Origin of the sequence: Janthinobacterium sp. BJB446, from assembly GCF_002735655.1 — a bacterium.
In the GTDB taxonomy this organism is placed as follows: domain Bacteria; phylum Pseudomonadota; class Gammaproteobacteria; order Burkholderiales; family Burkholderiaceae_D; genus Janthinobacterium; species Janthinobacterium lividum.
This window is the reverse complement of sequence record NZ_PDZK01000005.1, coordinates 257,031-272,654: the sequence shown is the minus strand read 5'-3', so window position 1 is coordinate 272,654 and position 15,624 is coordinate 257,031. Positions and strand designations below refer to the sequence as shown.

Genomic DNA, 15,624 nt, shown 5'->3' with positions numbered 1-15,624 from the left:
CTGATGACCATAGCAAGTTGGTCCCACCCCTTCCCATCCCGAACAGGACCGTGAAACAACTTTGCGCCGATGATAGTGCTGCAACCAGTGTGAAAGTAGGTTATCGTCAGGCTTGTTATTCGCAGTAGAGAAAAACCCGATCAGCAATGGTCGGGTTTTTTTTCGTTTGACGCTTTTATCGCTATAAAAGCCCACATTTAGTCCCATCTTCAGGCAAATTGCTATATAATTCGCCTCCTCAGATCAGATGGTTTGCTGCCCCGTTGGGAGCAGGCTGTTGAAAAAGTTATGCCTGATGACCATAGCAAGTTGGTCCCACCCCTTCCCATCCCGAACAGGACCGTGAAACAACTTTGCGCCGATGATAGTGCTGCAACCAGTGTGAAAGTAGGTTATCGTCAGGCTTGTGATATAAAAAAACCCCGCGTGTGCGGGGTTTTTTTTCGTCTGCAGCATTCATCGGATCAGATGCCCCAGGTGATGCTTTCATTTTCCGCCTTGGCCGAGCGCAGCATTTCCATCAACGGATAGGCGCGCTGCGAAAAATGCACTTTTTGCGCGCGCGCATGGGCGCCCGTTTCGCCATCTTCCAGGGTTTCCGGGGTATGTGCATCGTGTTCGATGTCGTTTTCCGGATGCAATTTGCTTTCCGCGACTTCTTTTTCCAGCAGGGCCAGGGCATCGCCCGCTTCAGCTGGCGTGATGACGCCGCGCGTGGGGTTCTTGTGCAGGATGTCGAGGATGCGTTGGGCATGTTCCTGGTACATCAGCACTTCTGGGGAGGATTTGGATTTGAATGAGATCAACATAAGCGCTTTCTGAAACTTGTTGTTAGTGTCGAAACAATATCACGACTTGAAATGTCGCACAGGCCGTCCGATTGCCCGGATTGCACATTTGCAAGCCGGATAGGGCCATCTGTTGGACACCGCACGCATTTACAAGAGCTTGTTTATCGTGAAAACACCCGTTTAAGCGATCGTTAAGTCTCAATCCAGTTTCACGGAGTCCATGAAGGTGTCGATGGTGTCACGCGACAGCTTGCTTTCTTCACCGAGAATGATGACCTGGAAGATGCGTTTGTCCTGCGCCACAAAACGGCCGACCAGCAGGACGGGCTTGCCCTGCTGCGTTCCCGTCGCTTCGATGCTCAGCGAACTGCGTTGATGGTTGCCGGCCGCCGTGCTGCTGGCCGCCGACGCCGATTTTTCGCTGCGCACGGTACCGTTGATATTTTTCAACAGGGCCGTCTGCATGGCGGGCAGGGCCGTTTGTGCCTGTTCCACACTGTCGAGCACGGCGCTGCCAATGGCGAAGGTATTGCCATCGACCTCGCTGGCCGTCATGGTCAGGCTGACTTTCTTGCCATCGAGATCGATCTCGCGCGTCAGCACGGCCGGCTTGCCTGGAAACAGGGCCGTGAACTGGGCATCGGGGCTGCGATAGTCGCGCCAGTCGAATTTCGGACTACAGGCAGACAGGACGCCGGCGGCCGCGAGCGTCGCCAGAAAGAGGGCAATTGATGTTTTTTTCATCAGCAGATGGTAGCAGCGCCGTCCATCACGCGCAATCGCGCACGCGTGGGGCTCATTGGGCGCCTTATATTTCACGCAGTACGCGCCGGTACTGGATCGCTTCGGCAACATGCGGCTGCGCGATGGCCGGGCTGTCCGCCAGGTCCGCGATGCTGCGCGCCACGCGCAGTACCCGGTGGTAGGTGCGCGCGGACCAGTGCAGGCGCGTCATGGCGCCATGCAGCAACTGTTCTCCATGCGTTTCAAGGCGACAATGCTGCTCGATTTCCGTGTTGCTCAGCCGCTGGTTCGATTTTCCCTGGCGCGCCAGCTGCAAGGCATAGGCTGCCGCTACCCGCGTGGCGATCCGCTGCGTGCATTCTCCGGCACCGGCCTGCCGGCCCAGCGCGGCCGGCGGCATGGCGGCCACTTCAATCTGCAGGTCGATACGGTCGAGCAGCGGGCCGGACAGGCGATTGTGATAGCGCAGCACGGCGTCTGGCGTACAGCGGCAACGGCCGGAAGCGTGCCCCAGATAGCCGCACGGGCAGGGATTCATGGCGGCGATCAGTTGAAAGCGGGCAGGAAACTCGGCCTGGCGGGCCGCGCGTGAAATGCTGATCACGCCCGACTCCATGGGCTGGCGCAGCACATCGAGTATCCGGCGCTGGAATTCGGCAATTTCATCGAGAAACAGCACGCCGCAGTGGGCCAGCGAGATTTCTCCCGGGCGCGGCACGTTGCCGCCACCCACCAGTGCCACGCCGGATGCTGTCTGGTGCGGGGAGCGATAGGGCCGCCGTTTCCAGTGTTCCACCTTGAAGTGGCCGCCCAGCGAATGCACGGCAGCCGATTCCAGCGCTTCTTCATCGCTCATGGGCGGCAGCACGCCGGGAAAGCGGCTGGCCAGCATGGTCTTGCCTGCGCCTGGCGGCCCCACCATCAAGACGTTGTGACCGCCCGCTGCCGCCACTTCCAGTGCCCGCCGCGCCTGCTGCTGCCCCTGCACGTCGGCAAAGTCGGGATACGGAAAAGCGTGCGCTGCCAGCACGGGCTGGTGGCGTTGCAGGGCGGTCTGGCTGGTATGCGCGGCAAAATGCGCGCAGACCTCGAGCAGGCTGTGGGCGGGATAGATGCAGGCATCGCCGACGAGAGCGGCCTCGTCCGCGTTTGCCTGCGGCAGGATGAAGGCGCGTGGCGCGCCCGACTGGCTGCGCTGCATGGCAAAGGTCATGGCCAGGGCGCCGCGGATGGGGCGCAACTGGCCTGAGAGCGACAGTTCGCCCGCGAATTCATAGTGATGTAATTGATCGCCCGGCAACTGGCCGGAGGCGGCCAGGATGCCCAGTGCAATGGGCAAGTCGAAGCGGCCCGATTCCTTGGGCAAGTCTGCTGGCGCCAGATTGGCCGTGATGCGCCGGGCCGGCATTTCAAAGCCGCAGTTTTGCAACGCGGCACGAACACGGTCGCGCGACTCCTTCACTTCCGTATCCGGCAAGCCGACAATCGTAAACGAAGGCAAGCCGTTGGCAAGGTGGACTTCGACACTTACCTCGGGCGCCTCCATGCCGGCCAGGGCGCGGCTTTTCAGGACGGCCAGGCTCATCAGACTCCCCTGTAGCGCGGGCGCGGGCAGGATCAGTCTAGCGCTTGAAACGCCGCCAGGCTTGAGGTATGCCAGCAAGGCCGTCAATAACGGGCCCTGCCGGCCGCACTTTACGCCTTGGTGTCGTTCAGGCGCGTTTCCAGTTCGATCAGGCGCAATTCCAGTGCGTCCAGTTTGGCGCGGGTCTTGGCCAGTACTTGCGCCTGGATATCGAATTCCTCGCGCGTGACGAGATCGAGGCGGGCGAAGCCCTGGGTCATCATCGACTTCACGTTTTTCTCGATATCCTTGGCCGGCGAGTTTTCGATGGCTTGATGGATCTTGCCTTGCAAATCGTTAAAGAAGGTATTCATGTCCATGGTCAGTCCTTTTATGGTGCGGCCTGTGCATCGCACCATTGCGGTGCACAGCGGCGTTAATCTGGTGCGAATCTGGGCAAATTCACAATGCTTTAGCAGCCCGTACCCGCATGCCCAGAGGCTTGCAGGGTATGTATGGCCGGAAACGCACCTGTCAAGGTGGCAATGGAGCTGGCACGTATTCTGCTAAAGAAGGTATGAACGCTTTGTGATCTCCAGCCAAGATTTTAAACCTCAACCGCTTTAAAAGTTCAATAAAAGGGAATCGCCATGAAGAATCTGTCCAAGAACATGACTTTAGCTGCAGCGTTGACGCTGGCCATGACCGCCATGTGCGGTAGCGCCATAGCCCAGGATGCAGTGGCGGCGCCTGCTGCGGCCAAAGCCGTGCCTGATAACGTGGTGAGCTATAACGTGGCGCTGACCAGCGACTACCGTTACCGCGGCCTGTCGCAAAGCCGCTTGAAACCGGCCATCAGCGGCGGCGCCGACTATACCCATAACCCGACGGGCCTGTATGTGGGCACCTGGTTGTCGAGTATCAAATGGATCAAGGATGGCGGCGGCGACACCAATCTGGAATGGGATATCTACGGCGGCAAGCGGGGCGAGATCAGCAAGGATTTTACCTATGACGTGGGCGGCCTGTACTATTTCTATCCCTCGAATGGACTGAGCACCAATGCCAACACCTTCGAGCTGTACGGCCAACTCGGCTATGGCCCGATATATGTCAAATACTCGCATTCGACGACGAATCTGTTCGGTGTCGCCGACAGCAAGAACAGCGGCTACCTCGACGTGGGTGCCAACGTCGAGGTGCATGATGGCTACATGCTGAACCTGCATGTCGGACGTCAGAAGGTCGAGCACAACGATTCTCTCAGCTACAGCGATTACAAGATTGGCGTGACCAAGGACTTCGGCGTGGCGACCGTTTCCCTGGCAGCCGTCAAGGCCAATAACGTATCGCTGGCTCCGAACGGCAAGAATCTGGCGAAATCCGGTCTCGTGCTGACCGTGTCCAAAACCTTTTAAGCGAGACTGCCATGAAAATGATTACTGCAATCATTAAACCGTTCAAACTGGACGAAGTACGCGAAGCTTTGTCGGCTATCAATGTGCAAGGCATTACCGTCACGGAAGTCAAGGGCTTCGGCCGCCAGAAAGGCCACACGGAACTCTACCGTGGCGCCGAGTATGTCGTTGATTTCTTGCCAAAGACCAAGATTGAAGCGGCCGTCGATGACGCCATTGTCGACCAGGCCATCGAAGCGATCGAAGGTGCCGCGCGTACCGGTAAAATCGGTGATGGCAAGATTTTCGTCTACAACCTGGAACAGGTCATCCGCATCCGTACCGGTGAAACCGGCAACGAAGCGCTCTAAGGGGAATATTGATGCATAAAAATATAACAAAATTGCTAGCTGGGATAGCCTGCCTGTGTGCGTTTGGCATTGCCACGCCAAGCTTTGCCGATGCGCCCGCCAAGACGGAGGCGGCCACAACCACGGCCGTCGCCGCTCCCGCCGTCACGCCGGTTCCTGACGCAGCGCCTGCCGCCGCCGCTCCGGCCCCGGCGGCTGCCGCGCCAGCCGCCGCGCCTGTCGCCAACAAGGGCGACACCAGTTTCATGATGATCAGCACCTTGCTGGTGATCTTGATGACGATCCCCGGCCTGGCCCTGTTCTACGGCGGGCTGGTGCGCTCGAAAAACATGCTGTCGGTGCTGATGCAGGTGTTCATGGTGTTCGCGCTGGTCATCGTGCTGTGGTGTATCTACGGCTACTCGATCGCCTTCACGGAAAAAACCGCCTTCTTCGGTGGCTTCGACCGCCTGTTCCTGAATGGTATCTGGGATCCGGCCAAGGGTACGTTTGCCGCCGCCGCCACCTTCAGCAAGGGCGTCGTCATTCCCGAGTTCGTCTTCGTTGCTTTCCAGGGCACGTTTGCCGCCATCACCTGCGCACTGATCGTTGGCGCCTTTGCCGAGCGTGCCAAGTTTTCCGCCGTGCTGGCCTTCGTCGTGCTGTGGTTCACGTTCGCCTACCTGCCAGCGGCCCACATGGTGTGGTTCTGGACCGGGCCTGACCTGATCACCAGCGCCGCCACCTCGGCCAGCGAAGCCCTGAAAGCGGGCTGGATCTGGCAAAAAGGCGCGCTGGACTTCGCCGGCGGCACCGTGGTGCACATCAATGCCGCTGTCGCCGGCCTGGTGGGCGCCATCATGATCGGTAAACGCGTCGGCTACGGCCGCGAATCGATGGCACCGCACTCGCTGACGATGACCATGATCGGCGCGTCGCTGCTGTGGGTGGGCTGGTTCGGTTTCAATGCCGGCTCCTCGATGGAAGCGGGCGACGTGGCTGCCCTGGCCTTCGTCAACACCTTGCTGGCAACGGCTGCCGCCACCCTGTCGTGGGTGTTTGGCGAGTGGATCAGCAAAGGCAAGCCTTCCATGCTCGGTGGCGCGTCCGGCGCCGTGGCCGGCCTGGTGGCGATCACCCCGGCGGCCGGCTTTGTCGGCCCGATGGGCGGCCTGGTCATCGGCTTGCTGGCCGGTGTCGTCTGCCTGTGGGGCGTGAATGGCCTGAAACGCCTGATCGGCGCCGACGATTCGCTCGACGTGTTCGGCGTGCATGGCGTGGGCGGTATCCTCGGTGCCTTGCTGACGGGTGTGTTTGCTGCGCCACAACTGGGCGGCCAGGGCGTATTCGACTATGTCACCAACAAGATGTCGGCGGATCCGTACTCGATCGGCCACCAGGTGTGGGTGCAGGCGCAAGCGGTCGGCACCACCATCCTCTGGTCGGCCATCGTCTCCGTCATTGCCTATAAACTGGTCGACATCGTCATCGGCCTGCGCGTACCGGAAGAAGAAGAGCGCGAAGGCCTCGATATCACCAGCCACGGCGAGCAAGCGTATCATGGCTAAATAGTCATTATCTGGCACGCCAGCGCCCCGGCGCGGCATGTCCAGCTGGAAAAGGCACCTCATTGAGGTGCCTTTTTTTCGTTGTGGGAATGTAAAAGGTCTTTAAAACAAGGCTTTTGCCCCGATTTGGGGTACTTACACGGTAATATAGTCGGCAGTTCTGTGTGCTTTTTTGAATACTGCACATAATTTAAGGATGTAACTATGGTTCCCCATCTCGTCACGGCCCTGACCGGACCGCTGCTCGACCTCGAAAAAAAGATTCTGGCCGCGACGCCGGCCATTGAGCGCTGGTTTCGCATGGAGTGGCAAGAACACACGCCGCCCTTCTATTGCTCGGTAGACTTGCGTAACGCCGGCTACAAGCTGGCGCCCGTCGATACCAATCTGTTCCCAGGCGGTTTCCATAACCTGGCCACGGAAATGCTGCCCTTGTCCGTGCAGGCGGCCATGGCCGCCATCGACAAGTATTGCCCGGACGCCCGCAACCTGCTGATCGTGCCGGAATTGCACAACACTACGCCGCAGTACCTGCAAAACGTGGCGCGCCTGATGCAGATCTTCCGCCAGACGGGGCTGCACGTGCGTTTCGGCTCCTGGTCGCCCGACATCACCCAGCCGACACCCTTGGCGTTGCCAGATGGCAACATGCTCGTCATCGAGCCGCTCGTGCGTCTGAACAATGGCCGCCGCCTGGGCTTGAAGGATTTCGACCCGTGCACGATTCTGCTGAATAACGACTTGTCGGACGGCATCCCCGATATCTTGCAAAATATTCATGAGCAAAGCCTGCTGCCGCCCTTGCACGCGGGCTGGGCCTTGCGCCGCAAGAGCAACCACTACACGGCTTACGATGAAGTGGTGAAAAAATTCGGCAAGATGATCGATGTCGATCCGTGGATGCTCAACCCCTTCCACGCCAAGTGCAGCGACGTCAACTTCCAGGAAGGCGAGGGCGAAGATGCGCTGGCCGCCAGCGTCGACGTGCTGCTGGCCAAGATCCGCAAGAAATACAAGGAATACGGCATCAAGGAAAAGCCTTTCGTCATCGTCAAGCCCGATGCGGGCACGTATGGCACGGGCATCATGACGGTGCGCGACGCCAGCGAAGTGCGCGACCTGTCGCGCAAGCAGCGCGACAAGATGTCCATCGTCAAGGATGGCAAAGTCGTCACCGACGTGATCATCCAGGAAGGCGTGCCGACCTTTGAAAGCATCAAGGATGCCGTGGCCGAACCGGTCGTCTACATGATCGACCGCTACGTGGTGGGCGGTTTCTACCGCGTACATGCTGAGCGTGGCGTGGACCAGAACCTGAACGCGCCCGGTTCGCAGTACGTGCCGCTGGCATTTGCCCAGCAGCATGCCGTGCCGGACTTGAAGGCCAAGCCGGGCACGGCCGCGCCGAACCGCTTCTATGTGTATGGCGTGGTGGCGCGCCTGGCCTTGCTGGCCGCGTCGCTGGAAATGGAGCGCACGGACCCGAATCCCGAGGTGTATTGATCCACCAATGAGGCTTGCCGGGCGCGCCGACTACCGCGCCTGGCGATCTCGGCTAGAATCAAGCATTCCTTATCCAGGCTCCCCGATTGGACGCACCATGAAAATTGCATTCCTTGCCGACCCGCTGGCAGGCTTCAAGACTTACAAAGATTCCACTTTCGCCATGATGCGCGAGGCGGCCAAACGCGGCCACGCCGTGTACGCCTTCGAACAGAAAGACATGGCGCTGGAAGAGGGCATCGTCACGGCACGGGTACAGCACATCGAGCTGACGGGCGACGAACACGACTGGTACAAGGTGGTCTCCACCGAGGAAGTACGCCTGTCGGCCCTGGATGCCATCATCGAGCGCAAGGATCCGCCGTTCGACATGGAATACGTGTACGGCACGTATCTGCTGGAGCTGGCGGAAAAGCAGGGCGCTTGCGTCTTCAACAAGCCGTCCGCCATCCGCGACAACAATGAAAAACTGGCCATCGCCCAGTTTTCCGAATTCACCTCGCCGACCCTGGTGACGTCGAACGAAGCGCGCCTGCGCGCCTTCCACGCCAAGCACCAGGACGTCATCTTCAAGCCGCTCGACGGCATGGGCGGCACGGGCATCTTCCGCGTCAAGGCCGATGGCCTGAACCTGGGCGCCATCATCGAGACCCTTAGCGAGAACGGCGCGCAAACCATCATGGCGCAGCGGTTTATCCCCGACATCGACAAGGGCGACAAGCGCATCCTCGTCATCGGCGGCAAGCCGGTGCCATTTTCGCTGGCGCGCATCCCGCAGGCGGGCGAAGTGCGGGGCAACCTGGCCGCCGGCGGCACGGGCGTAGCGCAGCCATTGACGGCGCGCGACCTGGAAATCGCTGAAAAGCTGGGTCCGATCCTGGCCGCGCGCGGCCTGATGCTGGTAGGATTGGACGTGATCGGCGACTATCTGACGGAAGTCAATGTCACCAGCCCGACCTGCTTCCAGGAAATCATGCAGCAGACGGGTTTTGACGTGGCTGCCATGTTTGTCGACGCCGTCGAGCATGGCGTTGCGCAAACGCAGCAGCGCTAGAAAGTGGAATGGCTATGGTAGGGATTTTGCTCATGACACATGCACCGCTGGGACAGGCATTCATCGCCGCTTGCGCGCATGTGTTTCGCGGGCCAACGGAACGTTTTGAAGCCATCGACGTCGTCGCCGACCAGGACCTGGCGGAAGTGCAGAAGCTGGCGTCGGATGCCATCTGCCGCCTCGATGACGGCTCCGGCGTGCTGGTGATTACCGACGTGAAGGGCGGCACGCCGTCGAACTGCTGCAACAAGCTGGCCGATGCGGGTCGAGTGGAAGTCATCGCCGGCATCAGCCTGCCGATGCTGCTGCGCGCCATCACGTATCGCCGCGACACGCTCGACGTGGTGGTGGAGATGGCGCTGGCCGGTGCGCAAAGCGGCGCCGTGCGCGTCGATAACCGCATCCGCGTGGGCGAATAAGGAAGTACATGGCCGCCGCCCTGAAGGCGGCGGGTTTTATAGGCCAAGATTGTCATCAGCGTAGTGCATTCAGGGATAGAGACCATACAAAAATGATTCAAAAAGAACTCGAAATCATCAACAAGCTGGGATTGCACGCACGCGCTTCCGCCAAATTTACCCAGCTCGCCGCCAAGTTCAAGAGCGACGTCTGGCTGACCCGCAACGCGCGCCGCATCAACGCCAAGTCCATCATGGGCGTGATGATGCTGGCCGCCGGCAAGGGCGCGAAAGTGACCCTGGAAGCCGAGGGCGATGATGAGCTGGCATGTGTCGATGCGCTCACCGCCCTGATTAATGACAGGTTTGGCGAAGGCGAGTAATGCCCGCCGAACGCAGCCGCAGCCGCATTCCGACAGGTCACCCCATGGCATCTTTCACGCTCCACGGCATCCCGGTCTCCCGCGGCATCGCCATTGGCCGCGCGCATCTGCTGGCGCCGGCCGCCCTTGACGTCAAACATTACCTGGTCGCCCAGGAACAGATCGAAGCCGAAGTCCAGCGCCTGCAAAGCGCCATCGCCACCGTCCACAAAGAACTGCAAACCCTGTGGAACGAGCTGCCCAAGGATGCGCCCACGGAACTGGGCGCTTTCATCGACGTGCACGCGCTGATCCTGTCCGATCCGATGATTTCCGAAGCGCCGCTCGACATCATCCGCAAGCGCCACTACAACGCCGAATGGGCGCTGCTCACGCAGATCGATGAATTGTCGGCCCAGTTCGACGAAATCGAAGACCCGTACCTGCGCGAACGCAAGGCCGACATCCAGCAGGTTGCCGAACGCGTCTTGAAAGTCTTGCTGGGCACCGAGCAGCTGTTGCCCAAGGCGGCCGCCGAAGATGAATTGATGGCGCAGATGATCGTCGTCGCGCACGATATCTCGCCGGCCGACATGCTGCAGTTCCGCGACCGTTCCTTCATCGGCTTCATCACCGACGTGGGCGGGCAGAACTCGCACACGGCCATCGTCGCGCGCAGCCTGGATATCCCGGCCGCCGTCGGCATGTCGCAGGCGTCGATGCTGATCGAGCAGGACGACTGGCTGATCATCGACGGCGATGCCGGCGTCGTCATCGCCAACCCCAGCGCCCTGGTGCTGGAACAGTACCGCGAGCGCCAGACGGCCATGCAGCGCGCGCGCAAAAAGCTGGGCAAGCTGAAAAAGACGCCGGCCGTGACCAAATGCGGCACGCCCATCACCCTGCTGGCGAATATCGAGTTGCCCGAGGATTGCCCGTTTGCGCTGGAATCGGGCGCCAGCGGCGTGGGCCTGTTCCGCTCCGAATTCCTGTTCATGGGCCGCGCCCACAAGATACCCACCGAGGACGAGCAGTTCGAGGCTTACCGCAACACGGTGCAGTCGATGAAGGGACGCGTGGTGACGATCCGCACCTTGGACATCGGCGCCGACAAGCCGCTCGACCAGGCCGACCATACGGCATTGAATCCCGCCCTGGGCTTGCGCGCCATCCGTTACTGCCTGGCCGAGCCGCAACTGTTCCTGACGCAGCTGCGGGCCATTCTGCGCGCCTCCGCCTTTGGCAAGGTGCGCATCCTGATTCCCATGCTGGCGCATGCGTTCGAGATCGACCAGTCGCTGGCCATGATCGCGCAAGCCAAGGCCAGCCTGCGCGAGGAGGGCGTCAAGTTCGACGACGAGGTCGAAGTGGGCGCCATGATCGAGATCCCGGCCGCGGCGCTGGCCCTGCCCATGTTTGTCAAGCGCATGGATTTCCTGTCGATCGGCACGAATGACTTGATCCAGTACACGCTGGCCATCGACCGCGTCGATTATGAGGTGGCGCATTTGTACAATCCGCTGCACCCGGCCGTGCTGCAACTGATCTCCATGACGATCGCCGCCGGCCACAAGGCGGGCATCGACGTCGCCGTCTGTGGTGAAATGGCGGGCGACGTGAAGCTCACGCGCTTGCTGCTGGGCATGGGGCTGCGCGAGTTTTCCATGCATCCGGCGCAACTATTGGCGGTCAAGCAAGAGATACTCAACAGCGACCTGGGCCTGATTGCGCCACAAATGCGCAAAATTATGCGTTCCATGGAACCAAATGTGATCGCGGAAGCCGTACAACAGTTGCAGCTCATGTAAACTGTCACCCTATCAGCATCAGGACACATCGCGCGCGGCAAGATGTGTCCTGATGCTAAAGTTGCAGCACCTATCATCGCGGTGCTGCATCGACTATGGCCCGTGGGGCCAACCTCCTTTTATAAACCGACACACATGTCATCCATTGGAATCGTTTCGCCGCAAACCATGTATTTTGCGCAACCCTTGCAGCTGCAAAGCGGAGCATCGCTGCAAGACTATATGTTGATGTATGAAACCTACGGCACCCTGAACGCCGACAAATCGAACGCGGTGCTGGTCTGCCACGCCCTGAACGCCTCGCACCACGTGGCCGGCGTCTACGCGGACGAACCGAAAAGCACGGGCTGGTGGGACAATATGGTTGGTCCCGGCAAGCCGCTCGACACCAACAAATTCTTCGTCATCGGCGTCAACAACCTGGGTTCCTGCTTCGGTTCGACGGGCCCCATGCACACCAATCCCGCCACCGGCAAGCCGTATGGCGCCTCCTTCCCCGTCGTCACGGTGGAAGACTGGGTCAGCGCGCAGGCGCGCCTGGCCGATGAACTGGGCGTCAAGCAGTTTGCCGCCGTGATGGGGGGATCCCTGGGCGGCATGCAGGCGCTGGCGTGGAGCATCATGTTCCCAGAGCGCCTGCGCCACTGCGTGGTAATCGCCTCGACGGCCAAGCTGTCGGCGCAGAATATCGCCTTCAATGACGTGGCGCGCCAGGCCATCCTGTCCGATCCCGATTACCATGGCGGCGATTTCTATGCCCATGGCGTGGTGCCGAAGAACGGCTTGCGCGTGGCGCGCATGGTGGGCCACATCACGTATCTGTCGAACGATGACATGGCCGAGAAATTCGGCCGCAAGCTGCGCGACGCGGCGCAGACGGGCGACTACAAATTCGGCTTCGGCATCGACTTCGAGATCGAATCGTATCTGCGCTACCAGGGCGACAAGTTTTCCGAATACTTCGACGCCAACACGTATCTCTTGATCACCAAGGCGCTCGATTATTTCGATCCGGCGCGCGCGCATGGCGGCGACCTGGCCAAGGCCCTGTCGGGCACGAAGGCCAAGTTCTTCCTCGCCTCGTTTTCCACCGACTGGCGCTTTTCGCCCGAGCGCAGCCGGGAGATTGTCGAAGCGCTCGTATGCAACCGCCGCCAGGTCACGTATGCGGAAATCGATGCGCCGCACGGCCACGACGCCTTCCTGCTGGAAGATGCGCGCTACATGAACATGGTGCGCGCCTATTATGGCCAGGTATGGAACGACATCGGGGCGGGCTTGCCCGCTCCTGCACAGCACACCGCCGTCCGCCAGGGCGCGAAGGAGACCGCATGACTTTTGACGAATTGAGCGCGCTGCGCCCCGACCTGGCCTTCATCGCCCACTGGGTGCCGAACAACGCGCATGTGCTGGACGTGGGCTGCGGCGAAGGCGTGATGCTGCAGTATCTGCAAAGCGACAAGGAGTGCAGCGGCTACGGCATCGAGATCGCCGATGACAAGGTACTGGCCAGTACCGTGCGCGGCGTCAACGTGATCCAGCAAGACATGGAGAAGGGCCTGGCCATCTTTGGCGACAACAGCTTCGATACGGTGCTATGCCTGTCGTCCTTGCAGATGATGAAGCAGGTCGAGCCGCTGCTGCGCGACATCGTGCGCGTGGGCGCCGAGGCCATCGTCTCGTTCCCCAACTTCGCCTACTGGCCGCACCGCGTGGCGCTGCTCAAGGGCCGCATGCCCGTGTCGAAATCGCTGCCTTACCAGTGGTATGACACGCCCAACGTACGCTGCGCAACCATCAATGACTTCCGCGAGCTGGCCGAGGAATGCGGCCTGGAAGTGATCGAATGCGTGGCCCTGGCCGAAGGCAAGATGGTCTCCGTGCTGCCGAACCTGCGCGGCGACCTGGCCGTCTTCCGCCTGCGTAAAAAAGCGGTGCATTGATGACCACAAGCCCGGCGCCAGGCTGGCGTTCCTATGCCAATGGCCGCATGCTGGCCGTGCTGGTGCTGGGCTTCAGTTCCGGCTTGCCCCTGTTCATCCTGCTGTACCTGCTGCAGGCATGGCTGGCCAAGTCGGGCTTGAATGTCAAGGCGCTGGGGCTGTTCGCCCTGGTGCAGTTCCCGTACATCTGGAAATTCCTGTGGGCGCCCCTGATGGACCGCTACCGCATCCTGGGACTGGGACGCCGGCGCGGCTGGATGGCCCTGACGCAGGTGGCGCTGTTCTTTTCCATCGGCGGCATGGGCATGCTCGATCCGCTCACGCAGATCGGCCTGATCGCGGCCGCCGCTGGCGGCGTGGCCTTCCTGTCGGCCAGCCAGGATATCGTCATCGACGCCTACCGGCGCGAAATCCTCAGCGATAACGAGCAGGGCCTGGGCGCCGCCGTCATCGTCAACGCGTATAAAGTGGCGGGCATGGTGCCGGGGGCGCTGTCGCTGATCCTGGCCGACCGCATGCCGTGGCAACCCGTTTTCTGGATCACGGCCGCGTTCATGCTGCCAGGCCTCGTGTGCACCTTGCTGATCAGGGAGCCGACCGTGTATGGCTCGCCGCCGAAGACCATGCGCGAAGCGATCATCTTGCCGTTCCAGGAATTCATCGCGCGCGATGGTTGGCGTAACGCAATGTGGATCCTCGCCTTCGTATTACTCTACAAAATCGGCGACAGCATGGCCACGGCGCTGGCGACGAAGTTTTATCTCGACCTGGGTTTTTCCATGACGCAGATCGGCCTGGCCGCCAATACCACGGGTTTCTGGGCCAGCCTGGCCGGCGGCGTGGTGGGCGGCATTTGGATGCTCAAGCTGGGCATCAACCGTGGCCTGTGGGTGTTTGGCGCGCTGCAGGCCATCGCCATCCTCGGATTCGCCTGGCTGGCGCAGGTGGGGCCGAACACCATGCTATTGAGCGCCGTGATCGGCTTCGAAGCTTTCGCCAGCCTGGGCCTGGGTGCGGCCGCCTTTGTCGCGTTCCTGTCGCGCACCACGGACCCGCGCTACACGGCCACGCAATATGCGCTGTTTTCCAGCCTGAGCGCCGTGCCGCGCACCCTGATCAATGCCTCGGTGGGCTTCCTCGTCGCCGAGCTGGGCTGGTTCTCGTTTTTCATCGTTTGCTTCTTCCTGGCCTTCCCGGCCATGATGATGCTGCCTAAAATCGCTCCATGGAGGTCTGCCAATGGCACCAATATCCCTTAAACGTTACACCGTCCTGGCCAGCCTGTGCGCGGCCACCGCGCTGGCGCCCCTGTCCGTCTCCGCCCAGCAGGCGACAGTACAGGATGGCATCAAGGTGCGTCCCTTGTCGACCTCGCGCATCTTTGCCGGCGGCGCCGATTTCAATGCACAGTCGAAGCAGCAATATACGCAGCTGGTCAACGAAGCGAAGGAAAAAAATGCGCTGGTGCCGGACAGCGATCCGCAAGTGAAGCGCCTGCGCGCCATCGCCCAGCGCATCATCCCGTTCGCCACGCGCTGGAACGAGGCGGCGGCCAGCTGGAACTGGCAGATCAACCTGCTCAACTCGGACGAGGTCAACGCCTTTTGCATGCCGGGCGGGCAGATCGCCTTTTACAGCGGCATCATCACCAAGCTGAACTTGACCGACGATGAAGTGGCCGTCGTCATGGGCCATGAAATCTCGCACGCCTTGCGCGAACACTCGCAGGCGCAGGCCGGCAAGGGCAACCTGGCCGCCGTCGGCGCCAAGCTGGCCGGCGCCGGCCTGTCGGCCTGGCTCGGCGTCGACCCGAATCTGACCAGTACCGCCACGAATATGGCGGCCAAGGGTGTGATGCTGAAATTCTCGCGCGACGATGAACGCGAAGCGGACCTGATCGGCATGGACCTGGCCGCGCGCGCCGGCTTCGATCCGCGCGCCGGCGTGGTGCTGTGGCAGAAGATGGCGGCCGTGAGCGCGGGCGCGCCGCCGGAATTCCTCTCGACCCACCCGTCGGGCAAGGACCGCATCTCGCAGATGAACAGCCACATGACGCAAGTGCTGCCCCTGTACGCGCGCAGCAAGGGCGTCAGCGTGGAAGCCTTGCCGCCATACCGCAGCAACGCCATCGCGCAGCGCTAG

General features: G+C 61.1%; 16 protein-coding genes and 2 rRNA genes. 14 read left to right on the top strand and 4 right to left on the bottom strand.

Going from position 1 to position 15,624, the window contains the following annotated elements; translation table 11 throughout:
- Together rrf (CSQ92_RS25370) and rrf (CSQ92_RS25365) are read left to right on the top strand one after the other, a co-directional pair.
- Positions 1-112, top strand: a 5S ribosomal RNA gene (gene rrf / locus CSQ92_RS25370).
- A gap of 179 nt (positions 113-291) precedes the next feature.
- A 5S ribosomal RNA gene (gene rrf, locus CSQ92_RS25365) occupies positions 292-404 on the top strand.
- A 60-nt stretch (positions 405-464) separates the two neighbouring features.
- Here the strand turns inward: rrf (CSQ92_RS25365) and CSQ92_RS25360 are convergent.
- The 4 genes from CSQ92_RS25360 to CSQ92_RS25345 form a co-directional block, all read right to left on the bottom strand.
- Positions 465-809 carry a DUF1840 domain-containing protein gene (locus tag CSQ92_RS25360; RefSeq protein ID WP_034749443.1) on the bottom strand — a complete coding sequence of 115 codons (345 nt, stop codon included), beginning with the start codon at positions 807-809 and terminating at the stop codon, positions 465-467.
- Positions 810-989: 180 nt separating this feature from the next.
- Positions 990-1,535, bottom strand: a complete 546-nt coding sequence (locus CSQ92_RS25355; protein ID WP_099395711.1) for a hypothetical protein — start codon at positions 1,533-1,535, stop codon at positions 990-992.
- Between the two features lie 64 nt (positions 1,536-1,599).
- Positions 1,600-3,120 (bottom strand): YifB family Mg chelatase-like AAA ATPase, encoded by a 1,521-nt coding sequence (locus tag CSQ92_RS25350; protein WP_099395710.1) that lies wholly within the window; start codon positions 3,118-3,120, stop codon positions 1,600-1,602.
- Positions 3,121-3,230: 110 nt separating this feature from the next.
- A complete protein-coding gene (locus CSQ92_RS25345) occupies positions 3,231-3,479 on the bottom strand; it encodes an accessory factor UbiK family protein (RefSeq protein WP_034749434.1) in 249 nt (82 codons plus the stop codon).
- Between the two features lie 270 nt (positions 3,480-3,749).
- Here CSQ92_RS25345 and CSQ92_RS25340 point away from each other — a divergent pair, with 270 nt between their 5' ends.
- The 12 genes from CSQ92_RS25340 to CSQ92_RS25285 all read left to right on the top strand — a co-directional run bounded on the left by CSQ92_RS25340 (position 3,750) and on the right by CSQ92_RS25285 (position 15,624).
- Positions 3,750-4,517, top strand: a complete 768-nt coding sequence (locus CSQ92_RS25340) for a TorF family putative porin (protein WP_099395709.1) — start codon at positions 3,750-3,752, stop codon at positions 4,515-4,517.
- An 11-nt stretch (positions 4,518-4,528) separates the two neighbouring features.
- On the top strand, positions 4,529-4,867 hold the full coding sequence (locus CSQ92_RS25335; RefSeq protein WP_010393464.1) for a P-II family nitrogen regulator: 339 nt from the start codon (positions 4,529-4,531) through the stop codon (positions 4,865-4,867).
- Between the two features lie 11 nt (positions 4,868-4,878).
- Positions 4,879-6,414, top strand: coding sequence for an ammonium transporter (locus tag CSQ92_RS25330; protein WP_034784678.1), 1,536 nt, complete (start codon positions 4,879-4,881; stop codon positions 6,412-6,414).
- Positions 6,415-6,618: 204 nt separating this feature from the next.
- On the top strand, positions 6,619-7,917 hold the full coding sequence (gene gshA, locus CSQ92_RS25325) for a glutamate--cysteine ligase (protein WP_070254361.1): 1,299 nt from the start codon (positions 6,619-6,621) through the stop codon (positions 7,915-7,917).
- A gap of 97 nt (positions 7,918-8,014) precedes the next feature.
- A complete protein-coding gene (gshB, locus tag CSQ92_RS25320; protein WP_092612705.1) occupies positions 8,015-8,971 on the top strand; it encodes a glutathione synthase in 957 nt (318 codons plus the stop codon).
- A gap of 14 nt (positions 8,972-8,985) precedes the next feature.
- Entirely contained in the window at positions 8,986-9,390 is a 405-nt protein-coding gene (locus CSQ92_RS25315; RefSeq protein WP_035824452.1) for a PTS sugar transporter subunit IIA, read from the top strand.
- A 92-nt stretch (positions 9,391-9,482) separates the two neighbouring features.
- Positions 9,483-9,752, top strand: coding sequence for an HPr family phosphocarrier protein (locus CSQ92_RS25310; protein ID WP_070254359.1), 270 nt, complete (start codon positions 9,483-9,485; stop codon positions 9,750-9,752).
- 44 nt (positions 9,753-9,796) lie between these two features.
- Entirely contained in the window at positions 9,797-11,539 is a 1,743-nt protein-coding gene (ptsP, locus tag CSQ92_RS25305; RefSeq protein ID WP_034785303.1) for a phosphoenolpyruvate--protein phosphotransferase, read from the top strand.
- A 135-nt stretch (positions 11,540-11,674) separates the two neighbouring features.
- Positions 11,675-12,874 carry a homoserine O-succinyltransferase MetX gene (gene metX / locus CSQ92_RS25300; protein ID WP_080753580.1) on the top strand — a complete coding sequence of 400 codons (1,200 nt, stop codon included), beginning with the start codon at positions 11,675-11,677 and terminating at the stop codon, positions 12,872-12,874.
- Positions 12,871-13,482 (top strand): methionine biosynthesis protein MetW, encoded by a 612-nt coding sequence (metW, locus tag CSQ92_RS25295; RefSeq protein WP_034784683.1) that lies wholly within the window; start codon positions 12,871-12,873, stop codon positions 13,480-13,482. The genes metX and metW overlap by 4 nt, the downstream gene beginning before the upstream one ends.
- Entirely contained in the window at positions 13,482-14,741 is a 1,260-nt protein-coding gene (locus CSQ92_RS25290; protein WP_070278331.1) for an AmpG family muropeptide MFS transporter, read from the top strand. Before metW ends, CSQ92_RS25290 begins: the two co-directional genes overlap by 1 nt.
- Positions 14,722-15,624, top strand: a complete 903-nt coding sequence (locus CSQ92_RS25285) for a M48 family metallopeptidase (RefSeq protein ID WP_099395708.1) — start codon at positions 14,722-14,724, stop codon at positions 15,622-15,624. Before CSQ92_RS25290 ends, CSQ92_RS25285 begins: the two co-directional genes overlap by 20 nt.